Source organism: Streptomyces sp. NPDC004838 (assembly GCF_053600955.1).
In genome coordinates this window covers 147,315-167,948 of the sequence record NZ_JBSGAW010000016.1, presented here as the reverse complement: position 1 = coordinate 167,948, position 20,634 = coordinate 147,315, and the positions used below count along the sequence as shown (strand labels likewise).

Genomic DNA, 20,634 nt, shown 5'->3' with positions numbered 1-20,634 from the left:
GCGTGGTGGTGTCCGGTCGGCGGTCGGGCGCGGGGAGGGGTCAGGTCACAGGTCGGCCAGCAGGGTGGCGGGGCGCTCCACGCCGTCGGCGACGAAGCGCAGGAAGCCGCCGGCGACGCCGCCGTCGCAGACCCGGTGGTCGAAGGTGAAGGAGAGCTGGGTGATCTTGCGGACGGCGAGCGCGCCGTCGACCACCCAGGGTTTGTCGATGATGCGGCCGACGCCGAGGATCGCGGCCTCGGGGTGGTTGATGATGGGTGCGGAGCCGTCGACTCCGAACACTCCGTAGTTGTTCAGGGTGAAGGTGCCGCCGGTCAGGGCCGCGGGAGGCAGGTCGCCCGACCGTGCCAGCCCGGTCAGGCGGGCGAGTTCGGCGGCGAGTTGCGCCGTCGTCATGAGGTGCGCGTCGCGTACGACGGGGACGACGAGTCCTCGTTCCGTCTGTGCGGCGAAGCCCAGGTGGATCGCCGGGAAGCGGACGATCTCGCCCCGTTGGGTGTCGACCGTCGAGTTCAGCTCGGGGAAGCGCCGCAGACCGGCGACGCAGATCCGGGCCAGGAGCGCCAGGAGACCGATCCTCCGGTCCGGCTCGGCGGTCTGGAGCACGTCCTTGGCCCGCAGCAGCCCGGTCGCGTCCACGTCGACCCAGGTCGTGGCGTCCGGGATCTCGGTCCTGCTGCGGGACAGCTTCTCGGCCACTGCTCGGCGCAAGCCGCGAAGGGGGACGCGCTCCTCGCCGCCGGGCTGCGGCGTCCCGGGCCGGGCAGCGGCCACGGGCGGCTGGGCGGCCGGCTCGACGGCCTGCTCGACGGCCTGCGCGACGGCCTGCTCGACGTCCTGGCGCAGGATGACGCTGTTGGGGCCGCTGGGTGTGAGCCGGGCGAGGTCGATGCCGTGCTCCCGCGCCAGCTTCCGCACGAGCGGGGAGATCACCAGAGGGGTGGCGACGTCGCCCGCGGGGGTTCGCGCCGCGGTCACGTCCGCGCCGTCCACGGCCGGCCGGCCGGCGGCGGCGCCGCGGCTCCGGCGCCGCCGCCGGGTCGTCGAGCCGTGACCGGTTCCGTAGCCGATCAACACGTTCCCGGAGCCCGCCTGCTCCTCTTCGCGATAGCGTTCCGCCGCCGTGTCGCCCCGCTCCGGGCCTTCCGCCCGGAGAACACCGGCATGCGCCGGTCCGACGGAGACGAGCGGTTCACCCACGGCCAGGGCAGCGCCGGCGTCGGCGTGCAGCCTCAGCACGACACCCGCGTACGGTACGGGCACTTCGACGGCGGCCTTGGCGGTCTCGACCTCCACCACGATCTGATCGACCTCGACGGTGTCGCCGACCTCGACCTTCCAGTCGATGATCTCCGCCTCGGCCAGTCCCTCTCCGAGGTCGGGCAGGCGGAAGAGCTGTTCTTCGAAGGTGCCGGTGGTCATGCCGCCCTCCGTGCCAGGTGGTGGATGTCGGGCGCGTCGCCGAACTGGAGGCGGTCCACGGCGTCCAGGACACGGTCCACGCCGGGCAGGTGGGCGTGCTCCAGCTTGGGCGGCGGGTAGGGGATGTCGAAGCCCGCGACGCGCAGCACGGGCGCGGCCAGTGAGTGGAAGCAGCGCTCCTGCACCCGGGCGGCGATCTCGGCGCCGACGCCGGCGAACCCCTGTGCCTCCTGCACGACCACGCACCGGCCGGTCCGCCGCACCGAGGCCGCCACCGTCTCGTCGTCGAAGGGGACGAGCGTGCGCAGGTCCACGACCTCCAGATCGATGCCGTCCTCCGCGGCGGCTGCCGCGGCCTGCAGAGCGACCGGAACCGACGGGCCGTAGGCGACCAGCGTGGCGTCGCGCCCTTCCCTGCGGACGGCCGCCTTCCCGAAGGGCGCGGCCCCGCGGGTCGTGAGGTCGGTGTCCTCCTTGGACCAGTAGAGCTTCTTCGGTTCCAGGAAGACCACGGGGTCGGGGTCGTCGATCGCGTCGCGCAGGAGCCAGTGGGCGTCCTCCACGGTCGCCGGGGTGACGACCTTCAGGCCGGGCGTGTGCGCGTAGTACGCCTCGCTGGAGTCGCAGTGGTGCTCGACGCCGCCGATCCCGCCCGCGTAGGGGATCCGGATCACCATCGGCAGCGCCACCCGGCCCCGGGTGCGGTTGCGCAGCTTGGCGACGTGCGAGGCGATCTGCTCGAACGCAGGGTAGGCGAAGGCGTCGAACTGCATCTCGACCACGGGACGGAAGCCGCCCATGGCCAGGCCGACCGCGAGACCGACGATGCCGGCCTCGGCGAGAGGGGTGTCGAAGCACCGCTGCTCGCCGAAATCGCGGGTCAGTCCGTCGGTGATGCGGAAGACGCCGCCCAGCGGGCCGACGTCCTCGCCGAAGACCAGCACGCGCTCATCGGCGCGCAGCGCGTCACGCAGGGCCGTGTTGAGGGCCTGCGCCATCGTGACCGTAGCCATGTCAGTGCTCCTGGGCGTTCAGCTCGGCAGCCAACTGCGCGCGCTGTTCGAGTAGTTGGGGAGTGGGCTCGGCGTAGACGTGATCGAACAGTTCGAGGAGATCCGGTTCGGAGTCGGCGTTCATCCGCGTCCGGAGGTCGGCGGCGAACGCCTCGGCGTCCGCCGCCGCGGACGTGACGTCCTCGTCCGTGAGGGTTCCGCGGCCGCGCAGGTAGGTCTCCAGCCTGTGCAGGGGGTCGGCGGCGCTCCACCGCCGCACCTCCTCGTCCTCCCGGTAGCGGGTCGCGTTGTCGGCGTTGGTGTGGGCGTCCATGCGGTAGGTGTGGGCTTCGACGAGGAAGGGCCCCTGCCCGCCGCGGGCGTGCTCGACGGCCGCCGTCAGTACGGACAGCACGGCCACCAGGTCGTTGCCGTCCACCTGCTCGGAACGGACGCCGTACCCGACGCCCTTGTAGGCCAGGGCCGGCGCGGCGGTCTGCTTCGCGAGCGGCACGGAGATCGCGTACTTGTTGTTCTGGACGAAGAAGACCACCGGCGCCTTGAAGACCGCGGCGAAGTTCAGCGCCTCGTGGAAGTCGCCCTCACTCGTTCCGCCGTCCCCGATGAAGGCCATCACCGCGCCGTCCTCGCCCTTGCGGCGTATGGCGTCCGCCATTCCGGTGGCGTGCAGGACCTGGGTGGCCAGCGGGGTGCACTGAGGTGCCACCCGGGTGGCCGCCGGGTCGTAGCCGCAGTGCCAGTCGCCGCGCAGCAGCGTCAGCACCTCGGCCGGGTCCACACCACGTGACACCAGGGCCACGCTGTCGCGGTAGGTCGGAAACAGCCAGTCCCGCTCCCGCAGCGCCAGGACGCCCGCGACCTGGCATGCCTCCTGGCCACGGCTCGACGGATAGACGGCGAGACGGCCCTGCTTGGTCAGCGCCGTCGCCTGGGTGTCGAAACGCCTGCCCAGGACCATCCGCCGGTACGCCTCGCGCAACAACTCGTCCGGCGGCTCGGCGTACCCGGCGGGCGGCCTCACAGCCGTGCCGTTCTCCGACACGAACCGGATGGGCGCGAGCGAAGGCAGCAGGCCCTGCACCGTGTTCCGGAGGGTCTTCGCTGACATGAAGGACACCCGCTTTCGATGGACACTTGACAAGAGAATCGTCGCCAGTGGCTCATATATGTTCAAGAGGCTGCGATTATTGGCGACACTCTGTCGGATCGTCTTGATGAGGAGAGCAACATGTCGTCCGAGTTCCCTCCAGGAGCCCCCGAGTCCGGACGTTCTGCCGCCCGGCTCGACGAGACGGATCGAGCGATCGTCGCCGCTCTCTTGGAAGACGGCCGGATCTCCATTCGAGCGCTGGCCGACCAGCTCCACATCTCCCGGGCCAACGCGTACACCCGCATCGGCCGGATGGTCTCCGATGGAGTGATCTCCGGCTTCACCGCACAGCTGAATCCACAACGCGCCGGACTGGGTACAAGCGCCTACGTCCTGCTGACGATCGAACAGAACGCGTGGCGCGCGGTCGCGCGGCACCTGTCCGAGATCCCCTATGTCGAGCACTTCTCACTGGTCGGTGGTGATTTCGACGTCCTTGTGCTGGCTCGTACGCCGGACAACGACGCGCTGCGCCAAGTGGTTCTGGAGCGCATCCAGGAAGTGCCGGGACTTCGCTCGACCCGGACCTGGCTGATATTCGACGAGTCCCCCGGGCGAGGAGCCGACTGGAGCGGCCGGACCGCCTGAGACCCGCACCACGTCAAGCGGGAGACTCCGGCCAGGTCGTCAACGGCCACGGACCGGCCGAGCCGCTCCGCCGACCCGTCGACCGCTGCCGGACCTCGTCGTCGCGCAGGGGGCAGCACCTCTCGCCGGCGGTCTGCCGAGCGGCAGCATGGTGTGGCCGTGTGTCTGCTTTCGCAGCGGGATCCGGCCCTCAGCGACGGCGTTCTGCGTGCTCCACGGCACATTCGTGGCAGTCCGTCGTGGATTTCACCGATGTCTTGAACCGGATTGTCACCCGTGGCCACCATTCTCTCGCAGCCCGTCTTCGGGGAACCTGTTCGAGAAGCGAGTCCAGCATGGTCCATGTCCGACCGTCTCTGACGAATCTGCCCTCCTATGTGCCGGGACGAAAAGTCACCGGGGCCGCTGCCCTGGCCAGCAACGAGTCACCGTACGGACTGCTGCCCGGTGTCGCCGCCCGGCTCGCGGAGCTGGTCGAAGGGGTCTCGCGCTATCCCGACATGAGCGCGACACGCCTGGTCGGCACGATCGCCGCCCACCACGGCGTGACTCCCGAACGTGTCGCGGTCGGGGCGGGCTCCTCGGAGGTGTGCGGTCAGCTCCTGCACACCGTGGTCGACCCCGGGAGCGAGGTGATCTTCGGCTGGCGGTCCTTCGAGGCGTACCCCATCCTCACGACGGTGGCCGGCGGCACTCCGGTGCGGATCGCGCTCCGCGACCACGCCCTGGACCTGGAGGCCATGGCCGAGGCAGTCACCGAACGGACGCGGGTGATCTTCGTCTGCAACCCGAACAACCCGACCTCCACGGCCGTGGGCGAGGCGGAGCTGCGCGACTTCGTGGATCGGGTGCCCGACGAGGTGCTGATCGTGATGGACGAGGCATACCGCGAGTACGCCGACGCGACCACGGTGCCGGACGCCTTGGCGCTCTTCGGTGACCGTCCCAACGTCGTCGTGCTCCGGACCTTCTCCAAGGCATACGCTCTGGCGGGGCTCCGCGTCGGCTACTGCGTCGGAGCACCCGAGATCGTCGCGCAGGTGCGGAAGACGCAGGTGCCGTTCAGCGTGAGCGGCCTCGCCCAGGAGGCGGCCATCGCCGCGCTCGGGGAGGGCGACGAGGTCGCGCGGCGTGCTCGGCTCACGATCGGCGAACGGGACCGTGTCAGCGGGGAACTGCGTTCGCTCGGTTACGACGTGCCGGTTTCCCAGGCGAACTTCGTATGGCTGCCGCTCGGCCACGACAGCGCGGCGTTCGCCGAGCACTGCCTCGGGGGCGGCGTGGTGCCGCGGGCGTTTCCGGACGAGGGCGTACGGGTCACGATCGGCCTGGCCGAGGAGAACGCCGCCTTCCTTGCCTTGGCGAAGACCTGGGCGGCGTAGGGTCCGGCGATCAGGAACGCTCGCGGCGGCGTGCTCGGTCCGCGCCCCAAGCTCTCTGCGGTGCGGGAGAATCCACGAGCCGTCAGGGGCTCCGGTGGGCCGGGGCCCGCCGTCGGCGTGGCGGCGGGCGCGACCGGAGTATCGAGTCCCGCGTGGTCGCCGGTCGGTAGACGACCGAGCGGTGTTCACAGGTTCGGTGGCCCTGCCCAGCCCTTCAACGATTCGGGAACGGAGACGGTCCACGGCCCCAGGCCGTCGGGGACCGGTGCGCCCAGCCCGGGGGTGAACGGAACCTCCCCGGCCCATACCCTGGCGTCCAGATCCCCTCGGGCGTCGGCGGCGGGACCCGTGCGGGCCTTGACCGACGACTCCGTGAGCACCAGTCCCACGACCGTGGTCCGGGACAGCTCCCTGGAGGCCAGGGGACGGACCTCGTTCAGCCGTCCCGGAGGCAGCAGGCGAGTGAGCAGCCGGGTCATGACCTGCCGTTTGGCGGCCTCGTCCACGACCGGGCGGGCCCGGCCGAAGGCCATCACGGAGCGGTAGTTCACCGAGTTCTCGTACGCCGATCGGCCCATCACCAGGCTGTCGAGCACCGTTGCCGTCACACTCGCCGGAGCACCGGAGGCCAAGATGCCGAGAGCCCGGTTGGCGGGGGCGCCGTGGAAGTACAGGGTGTCGTCCAGCCGCACATGGAGCATCGGCATCACATGGGGGAAGTCGTCGATGACCAGGCCGACATGGCAGAGCAGGGCCTCGTCCAGCACCCGGTACGCGGCAGCCGGATCGTAGTCGGCGCGGGCCGGGCGGCGCCGGATCCGGACCCGCTCGCTGGCAGGCCCGTGCTGTCCGCCGCCGGACTGTCCGGTGTCGCTCATGAACGTTCCCCCGATCGGATGGGGCTCGGGCTCGTATGCCACCCGGTGAGGTGCTCATAGGCGCCCGCCAGATCGAACAGCCGGGGTTCCCCGTAAGGCGCGCCGATCCATTGCAGGCCGACGGGCAGTCCTTCGGAGAAGCCCATGGGCTGGCTGATCACGGGAAGGTCCGCCATGCTCACCGGGATCGTGAAGGCGCCGGCCCGGAGTTCGATCTCGGTGACGTCGTCCGGGGTGGGGGCGACGGTGGGCACGGTGGGCGCGATGAAGGCCGTCAGGCCGTGAGCGGTGAGCAACTCGCTCCAGGCGTTGCGTATCCGCTCGCGGTCGGCCTTCGCCCGAGCGTAGGCGGCGTCGTCGATGTCCATGCCCGCCTGGATGACGGCGAGGACGCCGGGGCTGTAGAGGTGCGATCCGGTGGCCAGCGCGGGACGGTGCTGGGCGGCCAGTTCGTACAGGGCGAGGTCCCGGTAGGCGGGCATGACCAGCTCCTGTGCGGGGCTGTAGACATCGATCAGTTCGGCGCCGGCGCCTTTGACGACCTCTTCGGCCGCGTTGAACGCCGCCCGGATTCCCGGGTCGGAGTCGTCCGCCCAGTCCCGTACGACGCCGACGCGCACACCGCGCAGCGCGGTCTCCGGGGCGGCCGGTGCGGTGTCAGGGCCGGCCGGAGGGCGGACTTCGCTCGCCGGGTCGGCGGAGTCGAAGCCGGTGATCGCGTCGAGCAGGATGCGGGCATCGGTCACGGTGCGGGCGAGGGGACCCACCCGGTCCAGGGTCGGGGCAGCGGGCAGGAGACCGGCGCGGGAGACCAGACCGCCGGTGGGCCGGACGCCCACCACGCCGCAGAACGCCGACGGAATGCGGATCGACCCTCCGGTGTCGGAGCCGAGGGATGCCGTGCACGTGCGGGCGGCCACCGCGGCGGCCGAGCCGCCGCTCGACCCGCCCGCGATACGGGCGGTGTTCCACGGGTTGACGGTCGGCGGGCAGGCGATGCCCACCGCGCACTCCTGGGTGGTGTTCTTGCCGAGGATGACGGCACCGGCTTCCCTCAACAGCCGGACGACTGCCGCGTCCCTGCTCGGGCGGCGTCCGGCGAAGGCCCTTGAGCCGTACTCGGTGGGCAGGCCGTCGGTGTCGATCAGATCCTTCACCGCGAGGGGAACACCGTGCAGGAGTCCCCTGCTTCGGCCACGCGCGATCTCGTCGGTGGCGCTGCGGGCCTGGGCGAGCGCGCCGTCCCGGTCGACCCGGACGAAGGCGCGCACGGCACCGTCCACGGCGTCGATCCGGTCGAGGTACGCCTCGGTGAGTTCCTGGGGGGTCACCTGGCCGCACGCGATGCGTCGTGCCGCCTCGGCGATGGTGAGCGAGGTCAGGGGCGGGGTGGTCATGCGGTTCCTTACGGATGTGAGCGGTCCGGGCGGACCGGGTGCGGCTGATGGGGTGTTGTGCGGCTGACGGCTCTCGGAGTAGGGCCGCCCGGCCCTCATGGGGACTCCGGGACAGCCATCGGCTCAGGCGCCGAGGAGTTCGGCGAGGGCGCCCAGATCGAGCGGGAACGGGCCGATTTCGTAGCGGGGCGGCTCGGCGCCCAGCAGATGCCGTACGAAGTAGTCCCATCGCCGCCGTGTCGTATAGGCGCCGTGGACCACCAGGGTGTGGTCGGCGTTGGGCACCAGCAGAAGGTCGAAGTCCCGGTTCGCCCGGATGAACGCCTCCGTGAGCCGGAGCGTCTGATACGGCAGCACATTGTCGTCCAGTTCGCCGTGGATCAGCAGCAGCCTGCCCTCCAGGCGGTGGGCAAGGGCCGAGTTGGACTTCGCGGCGTAGTCGGTCTCCTCGGGCAGCCCGAAGAACTTCTCGCCCCACGCGGGCTGGTAGACCAGATCGTCGTGGTCGCCCGCGGCCGAGACACCGACCCGGAAGAAGTCGGGGCGGTGCAGCATCGCCCGAGTGGAGGCGTAGCCGCCGCCGGAGGTCCCGAAGACGCCCACCCGGCCGAGGTCCAGCCACGGGCGGGTGGCGGCCAGTTGCTCGATGGCGGCGACATGGTCGTCGATGAACGCGGTACGGCCGGGGTCCAGCCTCTGATGCTCCTGGAACGCCTTGGACCGGTAGGGCGTACCGCGCCCGTCCACCACGACCACGGCGAACCCCAGCGCCGCCATCGCCGCGGCCTCCGCGGTGGGGACGATCTCGCCCGACTGCGGGAACCGCACCGGCGCCGCCTTGACCTGCGGGCCGGGGTACATATGGTCGAGCACGGGATACCGCTGGTCCGGGTCGAAGCCGTGCGGCCGGTAGAGGACTCCGTGGATGTCGGTCGTCCCGTCGGCCGCCTTGACGCGGAACCGCTCCGGTGGCCGCCACCCGGCCGCGTAGAGGCCGTCCGCCTCCGCGGCCTCCAGCTCCACCACGACATCGCCGTACAGGTCGAGCACCCGGCTGACGGCGGGGGTGGCCAGGTCCGACGCCACATCCACCAGATGGGTCCCGGCGGGGGAGACGACGAGGTCGTGGTCGAGGGCGTCGTCGGTGAGCCGGGTGATCCGGCCGTCGTCCAGACCCACCCGGTAGAGCTGGCGCACATAGGGGTCGAGGCCGGGTTCCCGGCCCGACGCGGTGAACACCAGGGCGCGGGCCTCTTCGTCCACGACCAGGGTCTCGCAGACCAGCCAGGGGCCGTCGGTGAGCCGGCGCAGGGTGCCGTCGGTGTTCCGCAGCCAGGCATGGCCCCAGTCGTCGCCCTGGGACCACCAGACCAGTTCACCGGACGTGAGCTCCAGGACGTTGGGCGCGTGATAGCGGATCGGATGGGTCTGCACCTGGGTGCCGGAATGCTCCGTCAGCAGGGTTTCGACCTCACCGGTCGCCGCGTCCATCCGCATCAGCCGTACGTTCCGGTCGCCGCGGTCGCCCTCGTGCCAGTACAGGAAGCGGCTGTCCCGCGACCACCAGGTGCGGCCGAACGCGGTGGCCGACTCGAACGGCGTCACCAGCGGGGCGCCGCGGCTCTCCACCCATTCCCCCGCGTCGAGGCGGTACACCAGGACGGTCGAGGTGGGCTGGGCCTCCTCGCCGGTCATCGCGTACGCGAACGTCCGCAGCCGGGGCCGTGACCCGTCCGGCGGTGCGGACTGCACCAGGGCCGCCCTGGCGACGCCGCGCTGGTCCACCCGGTGGGTGGCGAACGCGGTGCCGTCCGGCGACCAGACGGCCGCGGGGGGCAGCGTGACGCCGATATGGGTGAGCAGCGACGTGAGCGCCATCGGGTCGGGCGGGATGCCGTAGCCGAGGGTCGGGGTGCCGTCCGTGGTGAGGACGCGGTCCTCCTCGATCGTATGGAGATCGCGCAGGACGAGGTTGTGGTCATCCACCCGCAGCGCCCACCGTCCGCCCGGCGCCACGGTCTCGTCCGGCGCCGGGGGGCGGCCCGGCAGCCGGCGGCACTCCCGAGTCGCCGGATGCCAGCGCCAGTTCGCGCCGGACGCGGAGAACTCCACCTCGTCGCGGGTGAAGGACAGACGTCTCAGCGGCAGCGCGCCGGGCCGGATACGCGTGCCGGTCGCGGCGCTCAGTGCCGCCGCCAGCGACGTATGGTCGAATGCGGGCGAACGCATCCGGGAGCGAATGTCCACCCGGTTGAAGCGAACTCCCTCGCGCGTTCGCACGGTGTACCAGAACGTGTCGTCGCCGAGCCATTCGGGCCGCACCCGGGCACGGTGGACGAGTTTCGCGAGGCTGTGGGGAAGCAGAGCTTCGGCTTCTTCGTAGCGCGCTCGCATATCGGTCACGGCAGTCTCCCGTTGCTCCGGCTGGTCCGACGGGCAGTGCGTATCACGTCGGGTCTGTCAGCCAGGGAGAACGTCGTCATTGCCGGAAGTGACGATATGAACCTATCGTGTTGACCGGCGGAGCAACCGCTCTATGATCTCGACGAAGTATGGCAACCGCATTCGGGTTCGTCAATGGAATCCTCGCGCGCCCCAAGGAGGCAGCCGTGTCATTCCCCGTCGGAGCGGAACAGGTGGTGCAGGAGTCCCGGCCGGACGGCGCGGGCCGGACCGTGGTGGTCAGCGGCTACTCGAAGATGCCGGTGGGGACGGCCGCGCGTTCGCTGTACGAGACACTGACCCTCGGTGTTCTGGTGGACCTGGCGACGCATACGGTGCTCAAGGCGTCCTCCACTTTGGTGACGGACGTCGGCCGGGAATGGCTGGAACGGGAACTGGTGGGCCAGTGCCTCCTGAACGAGCCCTCGGAATTCCTCGCCAACGTCAAGCGCAACTACTGGGGCGCGTCCAGCGGCGCGCTCACCCAGGCATACCGCGATCTGGTACGCCGCTATCGCGAACACCTCAAACTCGAAGGCATGGTCGTGGAAACACCGCCCGCTCCGCGGCCACCGGAAACACCGCACCGGTCTTGACAGTGATCGGCGCACTCACGTAGGAAAGTCTCAGCACAGAGCCTGACTTCCGCCGCCGCGCCCGCAATCGCGAATGGCGCTCCTCACGGTCGCTCTCCCTGGTCGCACAGTCAAAAGCATGTCCTCCAGGGTTTAAGGACTTGAGTTGAGCACCGAATCGTCACCGATCACGGGGCCGCTCCACGATCTGACCGTCATCGATCTGACGCAGATGCTCGCGGGGCCCTACTGCACCATGACACTCGCCGATCTGGGTGCCGACGTCATCAAGGTGGAGCCGCCCGCCGGGGACCTCACCCGGCACATGGGACCCCATCGCGAGGGCGACCCCCCGGAAGCGCTCGGCGGCTACTTCCAGTCGGTCAACAGGAACAAGCGCGGCGTGGTCCTCGATCTGAAGACCGAGGCCGGCCGCACGGCGCTCCTCCGGCTCGTGGCCACCGCCGATGTGCTGGTGGAGAACTTCTCCGTGGGGGTGATGGACCGGCTCGGGCTGTCCTACGAGACGCTGAGCGCGGTCAACCCGGCGCTTGTCTACGGCTGCGTACGCGGCTTCGGCGACCCGAGGACGGGCGGCAGCCCGTACGCCGACTGGCCGGCCTTCGACATCACCGCCCAGGCCATGGGCGGTCTTGTCGCCATCACCGGCCCCGGCCCCGGCCGGCCGCTCAAGACGGGGCCGGGCATCGGCGACATCTTCCCGGCCGCGCTCTGCGCCGTCGGCATCCTCGCCGCGGTCCACGAGGCACGGCGCTCGGGCCGGGGGCAGTTCGTCGAGGTGGCGATGTACGACGCCGTGCTCTCGCTCTGCGAGCGGATCGTCTACCAGCACAGTTACACCGGTGCGGTCCCGCAGCCGCAGGGCGACACCCATCCGCTGCTGTGCCCCTTCGGGCTCTTTCCCACCGCGGACGGTCTGCTGGCCCTGGCCGCGCCCAGCGACCGGCACTGGCGGGAGTTCTGTGCCCTGATCGGCCGGCCCGAACTCGGTGACGACGAGCGCTACGCCACCAACACGGGACGGGTCGCCCACGCGGACGCGGTACGGGCGGTCGTCACCGGGTGGCTGTCGTCGCGGACGACGTCCGACGCACTCGCGGTGCTCGGCGGCCGGGTGCCGTGCGGCCCGGTCAACGACGCCGCGGCGATCTTCGCGGATCCGCATGTCCGGCAGCGCCGGATGCTGAGCGAGGTCGAGCAGCCGGGCTCGTCCGCGCCCGTGGTGATCGCCGGGCAGCCCATCAAGCTGAGCCGCACCCCCGCGGCCGTACGCCACCGTGCCCCCCTGCTGGACGAGCACCGTGACGAGATTCTCTCCGCCTCATCCGCCGCCGGGGATCCCCGGCACAACACCAGCCAAGGACAGGTCCAATGATCGCTGTACGCGGAGCCCAGATCATCGACGGAACCGGCCGTGACCCCGTACGGGACGCCGCGGTCCGGATCGACGGGGACCGGATCGCCGAGATCGGCCCGGTCCGGCCGGGTGACGAGGTCATCGACATGGAGGGGTGCACGATCCTGCCCGGTCTGATCGACGCTCATGTCCACTTCGGGCTGGCCAGTCCGATCGACGCGACGATGGCCAAGGAACTGTCCATCGCCGAGCGGGCCGCCGATATGTTCAGGGTCTGCCGGGACACCCTTCACCAGGGATTCACGACCGTACGGGACACCGGCGGCATCGACTGGGGCCTGCTGAAGGCCGTCGACTCGGGACAGATCCCCGGCCCGCGCATCCTGTGCTGCGGTGCGATCCTCGCGCAGACCGGCGGACACGCCCACTACACCTCGCCCAACGAGTGCGTCCACGAGTGGCGCAGCCGCGAGCTGCCGGGGCTGACGACTCTGAGCGTCCTGTGCGACTCGCCCGACCAGGTGCGGGCCGCGGCACGGGACAATTACCGGCGCGGAGCCTCGTTCCTGAAGATGAACATCACCGGCGGCGTCATCTCGCTCTCGGACTCTCTGGACGACACCCAGTTCACCGTTCCCGAGATCGAGGCCGCGGTGATCGAGGCCCAGGCCCGCCGCTCGTACGTCACCGTGCACGCCCACAACAACCAGGGCATCCGCAACGGGATCGCCGCGGGCGCCCGCTGTGTCGAGCACGGCACCGACATCGACGAGGAACTGGCCGAGGAGATGGCCGCCCTGGGGGTCCACCTGGTGCCCACCCTCGCGGTGATGCACATTCACGCCAGGGACTTCGAGGACATGTCCCTCCACGACGAGGTCCGGGCGCGGTTCAGGGGGGTCGAGGAGAAGATGGCGCGGGCCATCAAGGTGGCCACCGACGCGGGGGTGCTGGTCGGTTCCGGCACCGACTACGTAGGACCCAAGCAGGACAACCGCGGTCTGGAGATCGCGCTGCGCGCCGAGATCGTCGGGCCCATGAAGGCCATCATGGCGGCGACCTCGGTCAACGCCGAGATCATCGGCCTGGCGGACCGGGTCGGCACCCTGGAGCCCGGCAAGCTCGCCGATGTCGTCGCGGTGGACTTCGACCCGCTGGCCGAGCCCGCGCTGTTCGCCGACTCCGGCCGTACGGCGCTGGTCGTCAAGGGCGGTGACGTGGTCCGCGACGACCGTGCCCAAGCGCGCTGATCCGGTCGCCGTGTGCGGTGGGCCGCGGTGTTCGAACGGTCATGGGCCCCCGGCCCACCGGGCGACCCGCGGCCCCCGCGCATCTCCGGACTCCGCCCGGCCGGATGCCATGAGGATCTCCGGACTCCGCCCGGCCGGATGCCATGAGGATCCCCGGACTCGGCCCGGCCGAATGCCCACAGGAGCATGCGCATGCCCGACACCGGCCGGCTTGGGCGCCGGCCGGTGTCGGATACACACGGTGCTCACGGTGCGGGCCGGTCAGCGGCCCAGCATCGCGTCGGAGATCACCCGGAGCTGGATCTCGCTGGTCCCCTCGAAGATCTTCGTCAGACGGGCGTCGCGCCAGTAGCGCTCCACCGCGAAGTCGGTGGTGTAGCCGGCGCCGCCGTGGATCTGGACGCCCTCGCTGGTGACCCGCTCGGCCATCTCGCTGGCCAGCAGTTTGACCATGGACGCCTGGGCGCTGGCACGCCGGCCGGCGTCGATCTCGCGGCACACGGCGTACATCAACTGCCGCGCGGCCTCGATCTCGGCGGCCATGCCCGCCAGCTTGAAGCGGATCACCTGGAAGTCGGCGAGAGCGGAATCGAACTGCCTGCGGGTGGCCGCGTACGCCAGGGAGTCCTCCAGCGCCCCGCGGGCGAGACCGATCGCGCGGGCGGCGGTGTGCACCCGTGCGACGTCCAGCACCTCCATGGCCGTCCGAAAGGCCCCGCCCTCCGTGCCGAGCAGCGCGTCATGGGGCAGGGCCAGCCCGTCGAAGGCCAGCTCCCAGGTCTTCCAGCCCCGGTAACCGATCTTCCGGATCGTCGTTCCGGTGAGGCCGGGAGGGAACTCGCCGCGCCGCTTGGGGACGAAGAAGGCCGAGACACCCTCGTGCCGGCGGCCGGGGACGGAGGGCGGTGAGGTACGGGCGAAGACCACCAGGTAGTCCGCCCCGTCGGCGAAGGTGCACCACATCTTCGTTCCATGGAGCACCCATCCGCTCTCCGTGCGGGTCGCCCGGCAGTTGATGTTGGCCACGTCGGAACCGGCCTCCGCCTCGGAGATGGCGACGGCGGCCAGGAACTCCCCACGGCTGACCCTCGGCAGGTACTCGGCGCGCTGCTCGGCCGAGAAGCCGCCGTACAGCCCGTTGCCCCGGGCGATCAGGCTGCCGACGCTCATCCAGGCCCTCGACAGTTCCTCGGCGATGACGCAGTACTCCAGCACCCCGAGGCCGAGACCGCCGTACTCCTCGGGCACCATGATCCCGAAGAACCCGATCCCGGCCATCCGCTCGCGCAGCGCGAGGGGGATCTCCCCGTCCACGGGGTCGAGTTCGTTGGCGAGCGGCAGCACCTCCTTCATCGCGAAGTCCCGTGCCAGGTCGCGCAGGGCGCGCTGGTCGTCGGTGAGCCCCAGACCGGGGCTCTGCTCAGTGGTCACGTCGTCGTTCCTTTCCCCAATGAGGTCGATGGCGATGGCGGCGCACAGCTCATCCGCCGGGCCCGGCCGCCGGCTCACGGGTGAGCGCGGTGAGCCGGCCGATCCGGTCGAGGCCGTCCAGTCCCTGAACGAGGGAGGCGATCTCGGCCGCCCGGCCGGCGCCCACGACGGGAGCCGCCAGACCGTGGAACTTCCCGGTCAGGCGGGCCCGCTGCTGTCCGAGCCGGTCCGGTGCCGCGGGCACGCCGACATCGACCGCTTCCTCCAGGCGCGTCCCGTCGGTGAGGGTGACCCGGACCTCGGTCCGGGTGAACGGGCCCCGCGGATCGACCCTGGTCCGCACCCGGGCCGCCAGGCGGCGCAGATCGTCACGGGCGAGCACCTCGTCCGTGAACACGCCTTCGTCGGCGCGCCCGAGCAGGAGCGCCAGCGCCGCGGTGAACTCCAGGCTGAACTTGGCGTCGAGCGGTGTCCTCACCAGGGGCCTGGTGCACATTCCGACGTGCTTGGGTGAGATGCCCAGTTCGATGTCCGCGATCGAGGACACCGGCAGCCGCGGTCTCAGCCGCAGCAGGGCCTCGATGCTGGAGTGCGTGCCGTAGCAGGAGGCATGGAACTTGAACAGCAACTCCCGGAGGTACCAGGGCTCGCCCATGGGCGTCATGGCCGCCGCGGCGTCGACGGCGTCGGCGTGGGTGGAGGCGAAGCCCTGCGCGCAGCCGATGCCGTCGGCCGGTCCCGTGGCGTCGCGCCGGGCGAGAAGCGCCGCCAGCGCCCCCTCGGCCGCCGCCCGGCCGACCTGGAGGGACTTGCCCCATGAGCCGAACGCCGACTTCAGCCCCGCCGCCGAGGTCGCCGCGAGGCCGAGCGCATGGGCGGTCGCATCCGGCCCCAGCCCCAGCAGGCGCGCGGTGGCGGCGGCGGCGCCGAACGTGCCGACCGAGGCCGTGGTGTGAAACCCGTTGCGGTAGTGCGAGGGCGCCACGGCCCGGTTGATACGGGTCTCGGTCTCGATGCCCGCGACCAGGGCGGTCAGGACATCCCTGCCGCTCGCGTCCTCCGCCTCCGCCACGGCGAGGACCGCCGGGAGGACGGGGGCGGTCGGATGGCCGTCGAACGCGGTGAGCACATCGTCGTAGTCGAGAACATGCCCCGCGGTCCCGTTCACCCGCGCGGCCTCGACGGCCGCCGCCCGCCCGGCGCGGCCCAGCAGAGTGCTCGCCGCCGAACCCGCCACGGGCGCCGCCACCGTCTCCGCCAGGACGCGGGAGACCGGATCCCGGCTGCCGGCCAGGGCGACGCCCAGCCAGTCCAGGACACAGGACTTGGCGATCAGCAGCACATCGGACGGGATGCGGTCATAGGTGTACGCCGCCGCCGAACCCGCCAGACAGGAGGTGAGGTCCGGGACGCCCCCGTCGCCCCGTACGGCCTCCGCTGTCATCGGTGCATCCCGCACCGCCGGGCCCGTTCGACCAGGGCTTCGGACATCCGCAGCGAAGCGGCGTCGATCATGCTCCCGTCGAGGGTGGCCGCGCCGAGGCCGCGCTCCTCCGCCTCGTGTACCGCCGAGACCACCGCGAGCGCCCGGTCCAACTCGGTGCGCGTCGGCGCGAAGACCTCATTGGCGATGCCGATCTGACCGGGGTGGACGCACCACTTGCCGACCGCGCCCAGGCAGGACGCGAGACCCGCCGACGCACGGTAGCCCTCCGGGTCGCGGATGCCGGCGTACGGGCCGTCGATCGCGTCCAGGCCATGGGCCCGCGCCGCCGTGATCATCCGGTTGCGGGCGTAGTGCCAGATGTCGCCCGGATACCCGGGAACGTCCGGGTCGGCGTCGGCCATGCCGATCTGCCCGCCGCGGATGCCCTGGCTGGCCGAGAGGTCGCCGACGCCCAGGATCAGAGCCTCGACACGGGGGCTGCTCGCGGCGATCTCCTCGACCCGGGCGAGCGCCGCGGACTCCTCGATGAGCAGTTCCAGGCCGATCCCGCGCGGTGCCAGCCCCAGCGCGGCCTCCAGTTGGGAGAGCAGATCGTCCACGAACCACACATCGCGGGGCCCCATCACCTTGGGCACGATGATGACGTCCAGCGCCGGCCCCGCGCCGCTGACGACCTCGATGACGTCCTGGAAGCACCACGGGGTGCCGGGTCCGTTGATCCGGCAGGCCCTGGTCTTCCCGCCCCAGTCGAGCCCGGTCAGACCGCGGACCACGTTGCCCCGTGACACCTCCTTCAGCGCCGGTGCCACGGCATCCTCCAGATCGAGGAACACCAGGTCGGCGGTGCTCGCCGCGGCCTTGGCGATCATCTTCTCGTCGCTGGCGGGGGTGGCCAGCTCGCTGCGGCGCAGCCGGTGTGCGGGGCGGTTCATACGGCGCTCCAATGGCTCTTCTTCTTGATCAGCGCGGTGCGGGTTCCCTCGAAGGCGATCACGCCGTCCTGGCGGACGCCCCAGTGCCGGAAGACGACGACCCCGGCATCGGGGCGACCGTCCTGCTCCGCCACGGCCACCACCTCGCTGTAGGCGGTCAGGGTGTCGCCGTGGTGCACCGGCGCACGGAACCGGAAGCCGTCGTAGGACAGCTCGGCGACGGCATGCTCGGTGGTGTCCTGGGACGCGAGCCCCAGCACCGTGGCCGCGGTGGCGAGTCCGAAGACCAGGCGGCCGGCCCCCAGATCGGGGGTGTCGTCCTGGTGCTCGTTCCAGTGGGCCTGCGCGGTGTTCATGGCCTGCTTTGCGAGGAAGGAGCCCTCGGCCTCACCGATCGTCGACGAACGCGCATGGCGCATCCGCCGGCCGACGGCGAAGTCCTCGAACCACCCTCCGGCTCCCAGAAGCCGGGAGGTCTCCCGGCCAGGGGTGTCCGTCATGATGAGTCCTTATGTCGTGAGAGTGTCCCGGCCGGTTCCGTCGGCCGGAGTCCCAGGGCGTGTCGCGAAAGCCCCGCCTGGCCCGCGGGCGGACGGCGCTCCTTTCGCGACTGGCCCTAACGGGCCCTGAGCAGCCTGATGTTCACGCCCTGCGCGTAGTCGAGCAGCGTGGGCGGCCGGTCGTAGGCATAGCCCTTGGCCAGGACCGACACATGGGCACCCTGGAAGACCGGGATGTACGGCACGTCCTCGGCGATCGCGCCGAGCAGTGCCTTGGTGGCGTCCCACCGCTGTGCGTCCGTTCCATTGAGTCCGGGCAGGGCCGAACGGGTCCCGGGCGTGGAGAACTTGGCGACGTTGAACGCGCCCTCGCCCACGACCTTGTCCAGGCCGTTGGGGACCGGGGCGAAGGTTCCCAGGCTGTACGGCATGGGCGTCTTCGCCTTCTTGGCGTAGACGCTCTCCATCCAGGCGTTCCGCGCGATCTGCCGGGGCTCGGCCCTGACGCCGATCTTGGCGAGGTTCGTCTCCAGATTGAGCGCGGCCAGCTTGGACCAGGGCAGCTCGTTCAGGAAGTACACGGGGAACGACAGCTTGCCGCGATGCTTCGACTTCGCCAGTTCCTGCCTGGCCTTGTCGAGGTCGAACGGATACTGCGGAAGGCCCGCGAGGAAGGTGTCGGCGGCGGCCGGCGAGGGAGCGGCGCCACGGACGATCTCGTCGGGGAGGTAGGACTTCAGCGGTTCGACCTGGGAGGAGAAGGCGGCGGCCAGCAGGCCCCGCCGGTCCAGCGCATGGGCGACGGCCCTGCGGACATGGACGTCGTCGAAGGGCGGCGCGGTCACATCGAGCACCAGGAAGTTCGACTGGAGGGCGGGAACGTTGTACACGCTGGTCCCCGCGATCTTCTTCCACTGCTTGATCGCGGTCAGATCCGAGACGACCCCGCCCTGCACCTCTTTGGACCGCATCGCCAACTGGCTCTTGGTCTCCCCGGCGATGGCGGTGAACACCAGCCGGTCCGGCGCGGGCTCGCGGCCCCAGTAGCCGGAGTTCCGCTTCATCGCGATCTTGTCGGGGGAGTAGGTGTCCACGAGGTAGGGGCCGGTGCCGACGGGCACCGCGGCGGCCGAGCCGAGATCGGCGGCATGGGCCTCGGCGAACGACTTCCGCTGGATGAGGCCCACGACACTGAGGGCGGCCCGGGTCAGCGGATCGGGCTGGGAGAGAGCGACCGTCACCTGCTGCTTCCCGGTCACGGTCACCGACTTGACGTACTCCAGCGTGTTCCTGGTCTGTGCGCTCTCCCCGGTGACATGCTTCAGGCTCCACGCCACGTCCTCGGCCGTCAGCGCACCGCCGTCGGAGAACTCGACGTCCGCGCGGAGGTTGTAGACGATCGTCTTCTCGTCGGGCTGGGTGACCGAACTCGCCAGCAGCGGGGTGTAGGTGCCGTCCTGCGCCAGATTCTCCAGCGGCTCGGTGACCATCGACATGATGTTGGTGTCGGCGATGTTGTAGTTCTTCGCCACGTCCAGGGACACGGGCGCGGATGCGGCGAAGGTGAACTCGGAGATTTTTGATGGGCCGGAGCCGGGTGAGGCTTCGCAGCCGACGAGAAGTGAGGCCGTGCCCACGGCCCCGGCGAGCAGTTGAATTCGGCGGCGCATGGCTGCTCCTCAGCAAAGAGAACACGAACGGAATGTTCGGCGAATGCAGTGCACCGGGGGTTCACTCACGCGGTGACTTTCCCGGCTGCGCGCTGGGGCGAGCGGGGAATGGGTGAACGACATGGGAGGGCGCCCCGGAGTGTCGGGTTCGGCGCCGCTGTGTGGCATGTCGGTTGCCGCATCCTGACACCCGGCCGTACGGCTGTCAATATCCCGATCTCCGGTTTTTCGCAGCTGAAGGGAAGGGCCACAGAGGCATTGTGATATCCCTTCCTATCCGTAAGCACCGACCCGGAGGAGAATGCGATGCCGATACGGCCCGTCCTTATCAGCGGCGAACCCGTCCTGCGCACGGCGGCGTTGCCCGTCACGCGGTTCGACGACGATCTGGCATCACTTGTCCGAGATCTCCTCGACACCAACCGGGCCGCGAACGGCGCGGGACTGGCGGCCAATCAGATCGGCGACCGGCGGAGCGTCTTCGTGTTCGACTGCCCCGACGCCCGGGGCCGGCGCCGGCGCGGCCATATCGTCAATCCGGTGCTGGAGACGTACGGGACTCCCGCCGCCGCGCCCGACGACCGGGCCGACCTCGAAGGCTGCCTCTCCGTTCCGGGGCTCGCCTTCCCGGTGCCCCGGGCACCCCGGGCGAGGGTCGCCGGAAGCGACGTGCGGGGCGAGCCCCTGGTGTTCGAGGGCACCGGGGAACTCGCCCGCTGCTTCCAGCACGAGTGCGGTCACCTGCGCGGACAGCTCTACGTGGACATCCTGGCCGGGCCGCGGGCACGACTGGCCGCACGGCTGGTCACGGCCCGGGGCTGGGACCGGCCGGGGCATTCCTGGCTGCCCGGATTCCACCACGACCCCTTCCGCTCCGGCCCCACCCCGCCGACCACCCGGTGACCCGGCAGGACCGTTGACAGCCGTACGGACGGGTGTCAGGATGCGGCAACCGACATGCCACACAGCGGCGCCGAACCCGACACTCCGGGGCGCCCTCCCATGTCGTTCCCCCATTCCCCGCTCGCCCCAGCGCGCAGCCGGGAAAGTCACCGCGTGAGTGAGCCCCCGGTGCACTGCATTCGCTGACCAAATCGAGGCCGCGCCGCGAGCCGTGACGATTCGGTGGCCCCGGTGCCCTGCTCATGGACCCCGCCGGACCCCACCGGAATTCCCGCG

At 70.8% G+C, this 20,634-nt stretch carries 17 protein-coding genes; 6 read left to right on the top strand and 11 right to left on the bottom strand.

Features of this window, described 5'->3' with window-relative positions:
• Nucleotides 1–45: 45 nt before the first annotated feature.
• Genes ACWEFL_RS19925 through pdhA form a run of 3 tightly spaced genes read right to left on the bottom strand, consistent with a single transcriptional unit; the run spans nucleotide 46 to nucleotide 3,543 of the window.
• Nucleotides 46–1,422, bottom strand: coding sequence for a dihydrolipoamide acetyltransferase family protein (locus tag ACWEFL_RS19925; protein WP_451714171.1), 1,377 nt, complete (start codon nucleotides 1,420–1,422; stop codon nucleotides 46–48).
• Entirely contained in the window at nucleotides 1,419–2,435 is a 1,017-nt protein-coding gene (locus ACWEFL_RS19920; protein WP_451714169.1) for an alpha-ketoacid dehydrogenase subunit beta, read from the bottom strand. The genes ACWEFL_RS19925 and ACWEFL_RS19920 overlap by 4 nt, the downstream gene beginning before the upstream one ends.
• A 1-nt stretch (nucleotide 2,436) precedes the next feature.
• Complete coding sequence (pdhA, locus tag ACWEFL_RS19915) at nucleotides 2,437–3,543, bottom strand: pyruvate dehydrogenase (acetyl-transferring) E1 component subunit alpha (protein WP_451714166.1); 1,107 nt, start codon at nucleotides 3,541–3,543, stop codon at nucleotides 2,437–2,439.
• A 120-nt stretch (nucleotides 3,544–3,663) separates the two neighbouring features.
• On the opposite strand from pdhA, the gene ACWEFL_RS19910 reads away from it, so the two are divergent.
• Nucleotides 3,664–4,173, top strand: a complete 510-nt coding sequence (locus tag ACWEFL_RS19910; RefSeq protein WP_451714163.1) for an Lrp/AsnC family transcriptional regulator — start codon at nucleotides 3,664–3,666, stop codon at nucleotides 4,171–4,173.
• Between the two features lie 335 nt (nucleotides 4,174–4,508).
• Nucleotides 4,509–5,555 carry a histidinol-phosphate transaminase gene (locus tag ACWEFL_RS19905; protein ID WP_451714160.1) on the top strand — a complete coding sequence of 349 codons (1,047 nt, stop codon included), beginning with the start codon at nucleotides 4,509–4,511 and terminating at the stop codon, nucleotides 5,553–5,555.
• A 185-nt stretch (nucleotides 5,556–5,740) separates the two neighbouring features.
• Here the strand turns inward: ACWEFL_RS19905 and ACWEFL_RS19900 are convergent, their stop codons facing one another.
• The 3 genes from ACWEFL_RS19900 to ACWEFL_RS19890 form a co-directional block, all read right to left on the bottom strand.
• Entirely contained in the window at nucleotides 5,741–6,433 is a 693-nt protein-coding gene (locus ACWEFL_RS19900) for a pyridoxamine 5'-phosphate oxidase family protein (protein WP_451714157.1), read from the bottom strand.
• Entirely contained in the window at nucleotides 6,430–7,830 is a 1,401-nt protein-coding gene (locus ACWEFL_RS19895) for an amidase (RefSeq protein ID WP_451714154.1), read from the bottom strand. Before ACWEFL_RS19895 ends, ACWEFL_RS19900 begins: the two co-directional genes overlap by 4 nt.
• A gap of 123 nt (nucleotides 7,831–7,953) precedes the next feature.
• Nucleotides 7,954–10,224: a prolyl oligopeptidase family serine peptidase gene (locus ACWEFL_RS19890; RefSeq protein WP_451714213.1), complete on the bottom strand. Its 2,271-nt coding sequence runs from the start codon at nucleotides 10,222–10,224 to the stop codon at nucleotides 7,954–7,956.
• 215 nt (nucleotides 10,225–10,439) lie between these two features.
• Here ACWEFL_RS19890 and ACWEFL_RS19885 point away from each other — a divergent pair, with 215 nt between their 5' ends.
• From ACWEFL_RS19885 to ACWEFL_RS19875, 3 genes are all read left to right on the top strand, one after another.
• Nucleotides 10,440–10,868, top strand: coding sequence for a DUF3870 domain-containing protein (locus ACWEFL_RS19885; RefSeq protein WP_451714151.1), 429 nt, complete (start codon nucleotides 10,440–10,442; stop codon nucleotides 10,866–10,868).
• 145 nt (nucleotides 10,869–11,013) lie between these two features.
• Nucleotides 11,014–12,243, top strand: coding sequence for a CaiB/BaiF CoA transferase family protein (locus ACWEFL_RS19880; protein ID WP_451714149.1), 1,230 nt, complete (start codon nucleotides 11,014–11,016; stop codon nucleotides 12,241–12,243).
• On the top strand, nucleotides 12,240–13,475 hold the full coding sequence (locus tag ACWEFL_RS19875) for an amidohydrolase family protein (protein ID WP_451714146.1): 1,236 nt from the start codon (nucleotides 12,240–12,242) through the stop codon (nucleotides 13,473–13,475). Before ACWEFL_RS19880 ends, ACWEFL_RS19875 begins: the two co-directional genes overlap by 4 nt.
• 261 nt (nucleotides 13,476–13,736) lie before the next feature.
• On the opposite strand, the gene ACWEFL_RS19870 is transcribed toward ACWEFL_RS19875, so the two are convergent.
• The 5 genes from ACWEFL_RS19870 to ACWEFL_RS19850 all read right to left on the bottom strand — a co-directional run bounded on the left by ACWEFL_RS19870 (nucleotide 13,737) and on the right by ACWEFL_RS19850 (nucleotide 19,455).
• Nucleotides 13,737–14,906 (bottom strand): acyl-CoA dehydrogenase family protein, encoded by a 1,170-nt coding sequence (locus ACWEFL_RS19870; protein ID WP_451714143.1) that lies wholly within the window; start codon nucleotides 14,904–14,906, stop codon nucleotides 13,737–13,739.
• Between the two features lie 49 nt (nucleotides 14,907–14,955).
• Nucleotides 14,956–16,350 carry an MmgE/PrpD family protein gene (locus ACWEFL_RS19865; RefSeq protein WP_451714140.1) on the bottom strand — a complete coding sequence of 465 codons (1,395 nt, stop codon included), beginning with the start codon at nucleotides 16,348–16,350 and terminating at the stop codon, nucleotides 14,956–14,958.
• A complete protein-coding gene (locus ACWEFL_RS19860; RefSeq protein WP_451714137.1) occupies nucleotides 16,347–17,285 on the bottom strand; it encodes an HpcH/HpaI aldolase/citrate lyase family protein in 939 nt (312 codons plus the stop codon). Before ACWEFL_RS19860 ends, ACWEFL_RS19865 begins: the two co-directional genes overlap by 4 nt.
• Entirely contained in the window at nucleotides 17,282–17,785 is a 504-nt protein-coding gene (locus tag ACWEFL_RS19855) for a MaoC family dehydratase (protein ID WP_451714134.1), read from the bottom strand. Before ACWEFL_RS19855 ends, ACWEFL_RS19860 begins: the two co-directional genes overlap by 4 nt.
• A 116-nt stretch (nucleotides 17,786–17,901) precedes the next feature.
• Nucleotides 17,902–19,455 (bottom strand): ABC transporter substrate-binding protein, encoded by a 1,554-nt coding sequence (locus tag ACWEFL_RS19850; protein ID WP_451714131.1) that lies wholly within the window; start codon nucleotides 19,453–19,455, stop codon nucleotides 17,902–17,904.
• A 306-nt stretch (nucleotides 19,456–19,761) separates the two neighbouring features.
• Between ACWEFL_RS19850 and ACWEFL_RS19845 the strand changes: the two genes are divergently transcribed.
• On the top strand, nucleotides 19,762–20,358 hold the full coding sequence (locus ACWEFL_RS19845) for a peptide deformylase (RefSeq protein WP_451714129.1): 597 nt from the start codon (nucleotides 19,762–19,764) through the stop codon (nucleotides 20,356–20,358).
• Nucleotides 20,359–20,634: the final 276 nt, after the last annotated feature.

Coding starts and splice junctions, on each gene's coding strand:
- pdhA (WP_451714166.1), bottom strand. CDS start 3,543: ATGTCAGCGAAGACCCTCCGGAACACGGTGCAGGGCCTGCTGCCTTCG.
- ACWEFL_RS19845 (WP_451714129.1), top strand. CDS start 19,762: ATGCCGATACGGCCCGTCCTTATCAGCGGCGAACCCGTCCTGCGCACG.
- ACWEFL_RS19850 (WP_451714131.1), bottom strand. CDS start 19,455: ATGCGCCGCCGAATTCAACTGCTCGCCGGGGCCGTGGGCACGGCCTCA.
- ACWEFL_RS19860 (WP_451714137.1), bottom strand. CDS start 17,285: ATGAACCGCCCCGCACACCGGCTGCGCCGCAGCGAGCTGGCCACCCCC.
- ACWEFL_RS19865 (WP_451714140.1), bottom strand. CDS start 16,350: ATGACAGCGGAGGCCGTACGGGGCGACGGGGGCGTCCCGGACCTCACC.
- ACWEFL_RS19920 (WP_451714169.1), bottom strand. CDS start 2,435: ATGGCTACGGTCACGATGGCGCAGGCCCTCAACACGGCCCTGCGTGAC.
- ACWEFL_RS19905 (WP_451714160.1), top strand. CDS start 4,509: ATGGTCCATGTCCGACCGTCTCTGACGAATCTGCCCTCCTATGTGCCG.
- ACWEFL_RS19890 (WP_451714213.1), bottom strand. CDS start 10,224: ATGCGAGCGCGCTACGAAGAAGCCGAAGCTCTGCTTCCCCACAGCCTC.
- ACWEFL_RS19875 (WP_451714146.1), top strand. CDS start 12,240: ATGATCGCTGTACGCGGAGCCCAGATCATCGACGGAACCGGCCGTGAC.
- ACWEFL_RS19910 (WP_451714163.1), top strand. CDS start 3,664: ATGTCGTCCGAGTTCCCTCCAGGAGCCCCCGAGTCCGGACGTTCTGCC.
- ACWEFL_RS19855 (WP_451714134.1), bottom strand. CDS start 17,785: ATGACGGACACCCCTGGCCGGGAGACCTCCCGGCTTCTGGGAGCCGGA.
- ACWEFL_RS19925 (WP_451714171.1), bottom strand. CDS start 1,422: ATGACCACCGGCACCTTCGAAGAACAGCTCTTCCGCCTGCCCGACCTC.
- ACWEFL_RS19900 (WP_451714157.1), bottom strand. CDS start 6,433: ATGAGCGACACCGGACAGTCCGGCGGCGGACAGCACGGGCCTGCCAGC.
- ACWEFL_RS19895 (WP_451714154.1), bottom strand. CDS start 7,830: ATGACCACCCCGCCCCTGACCTCGCTCACCATCGCCGAGGCGGCACGA.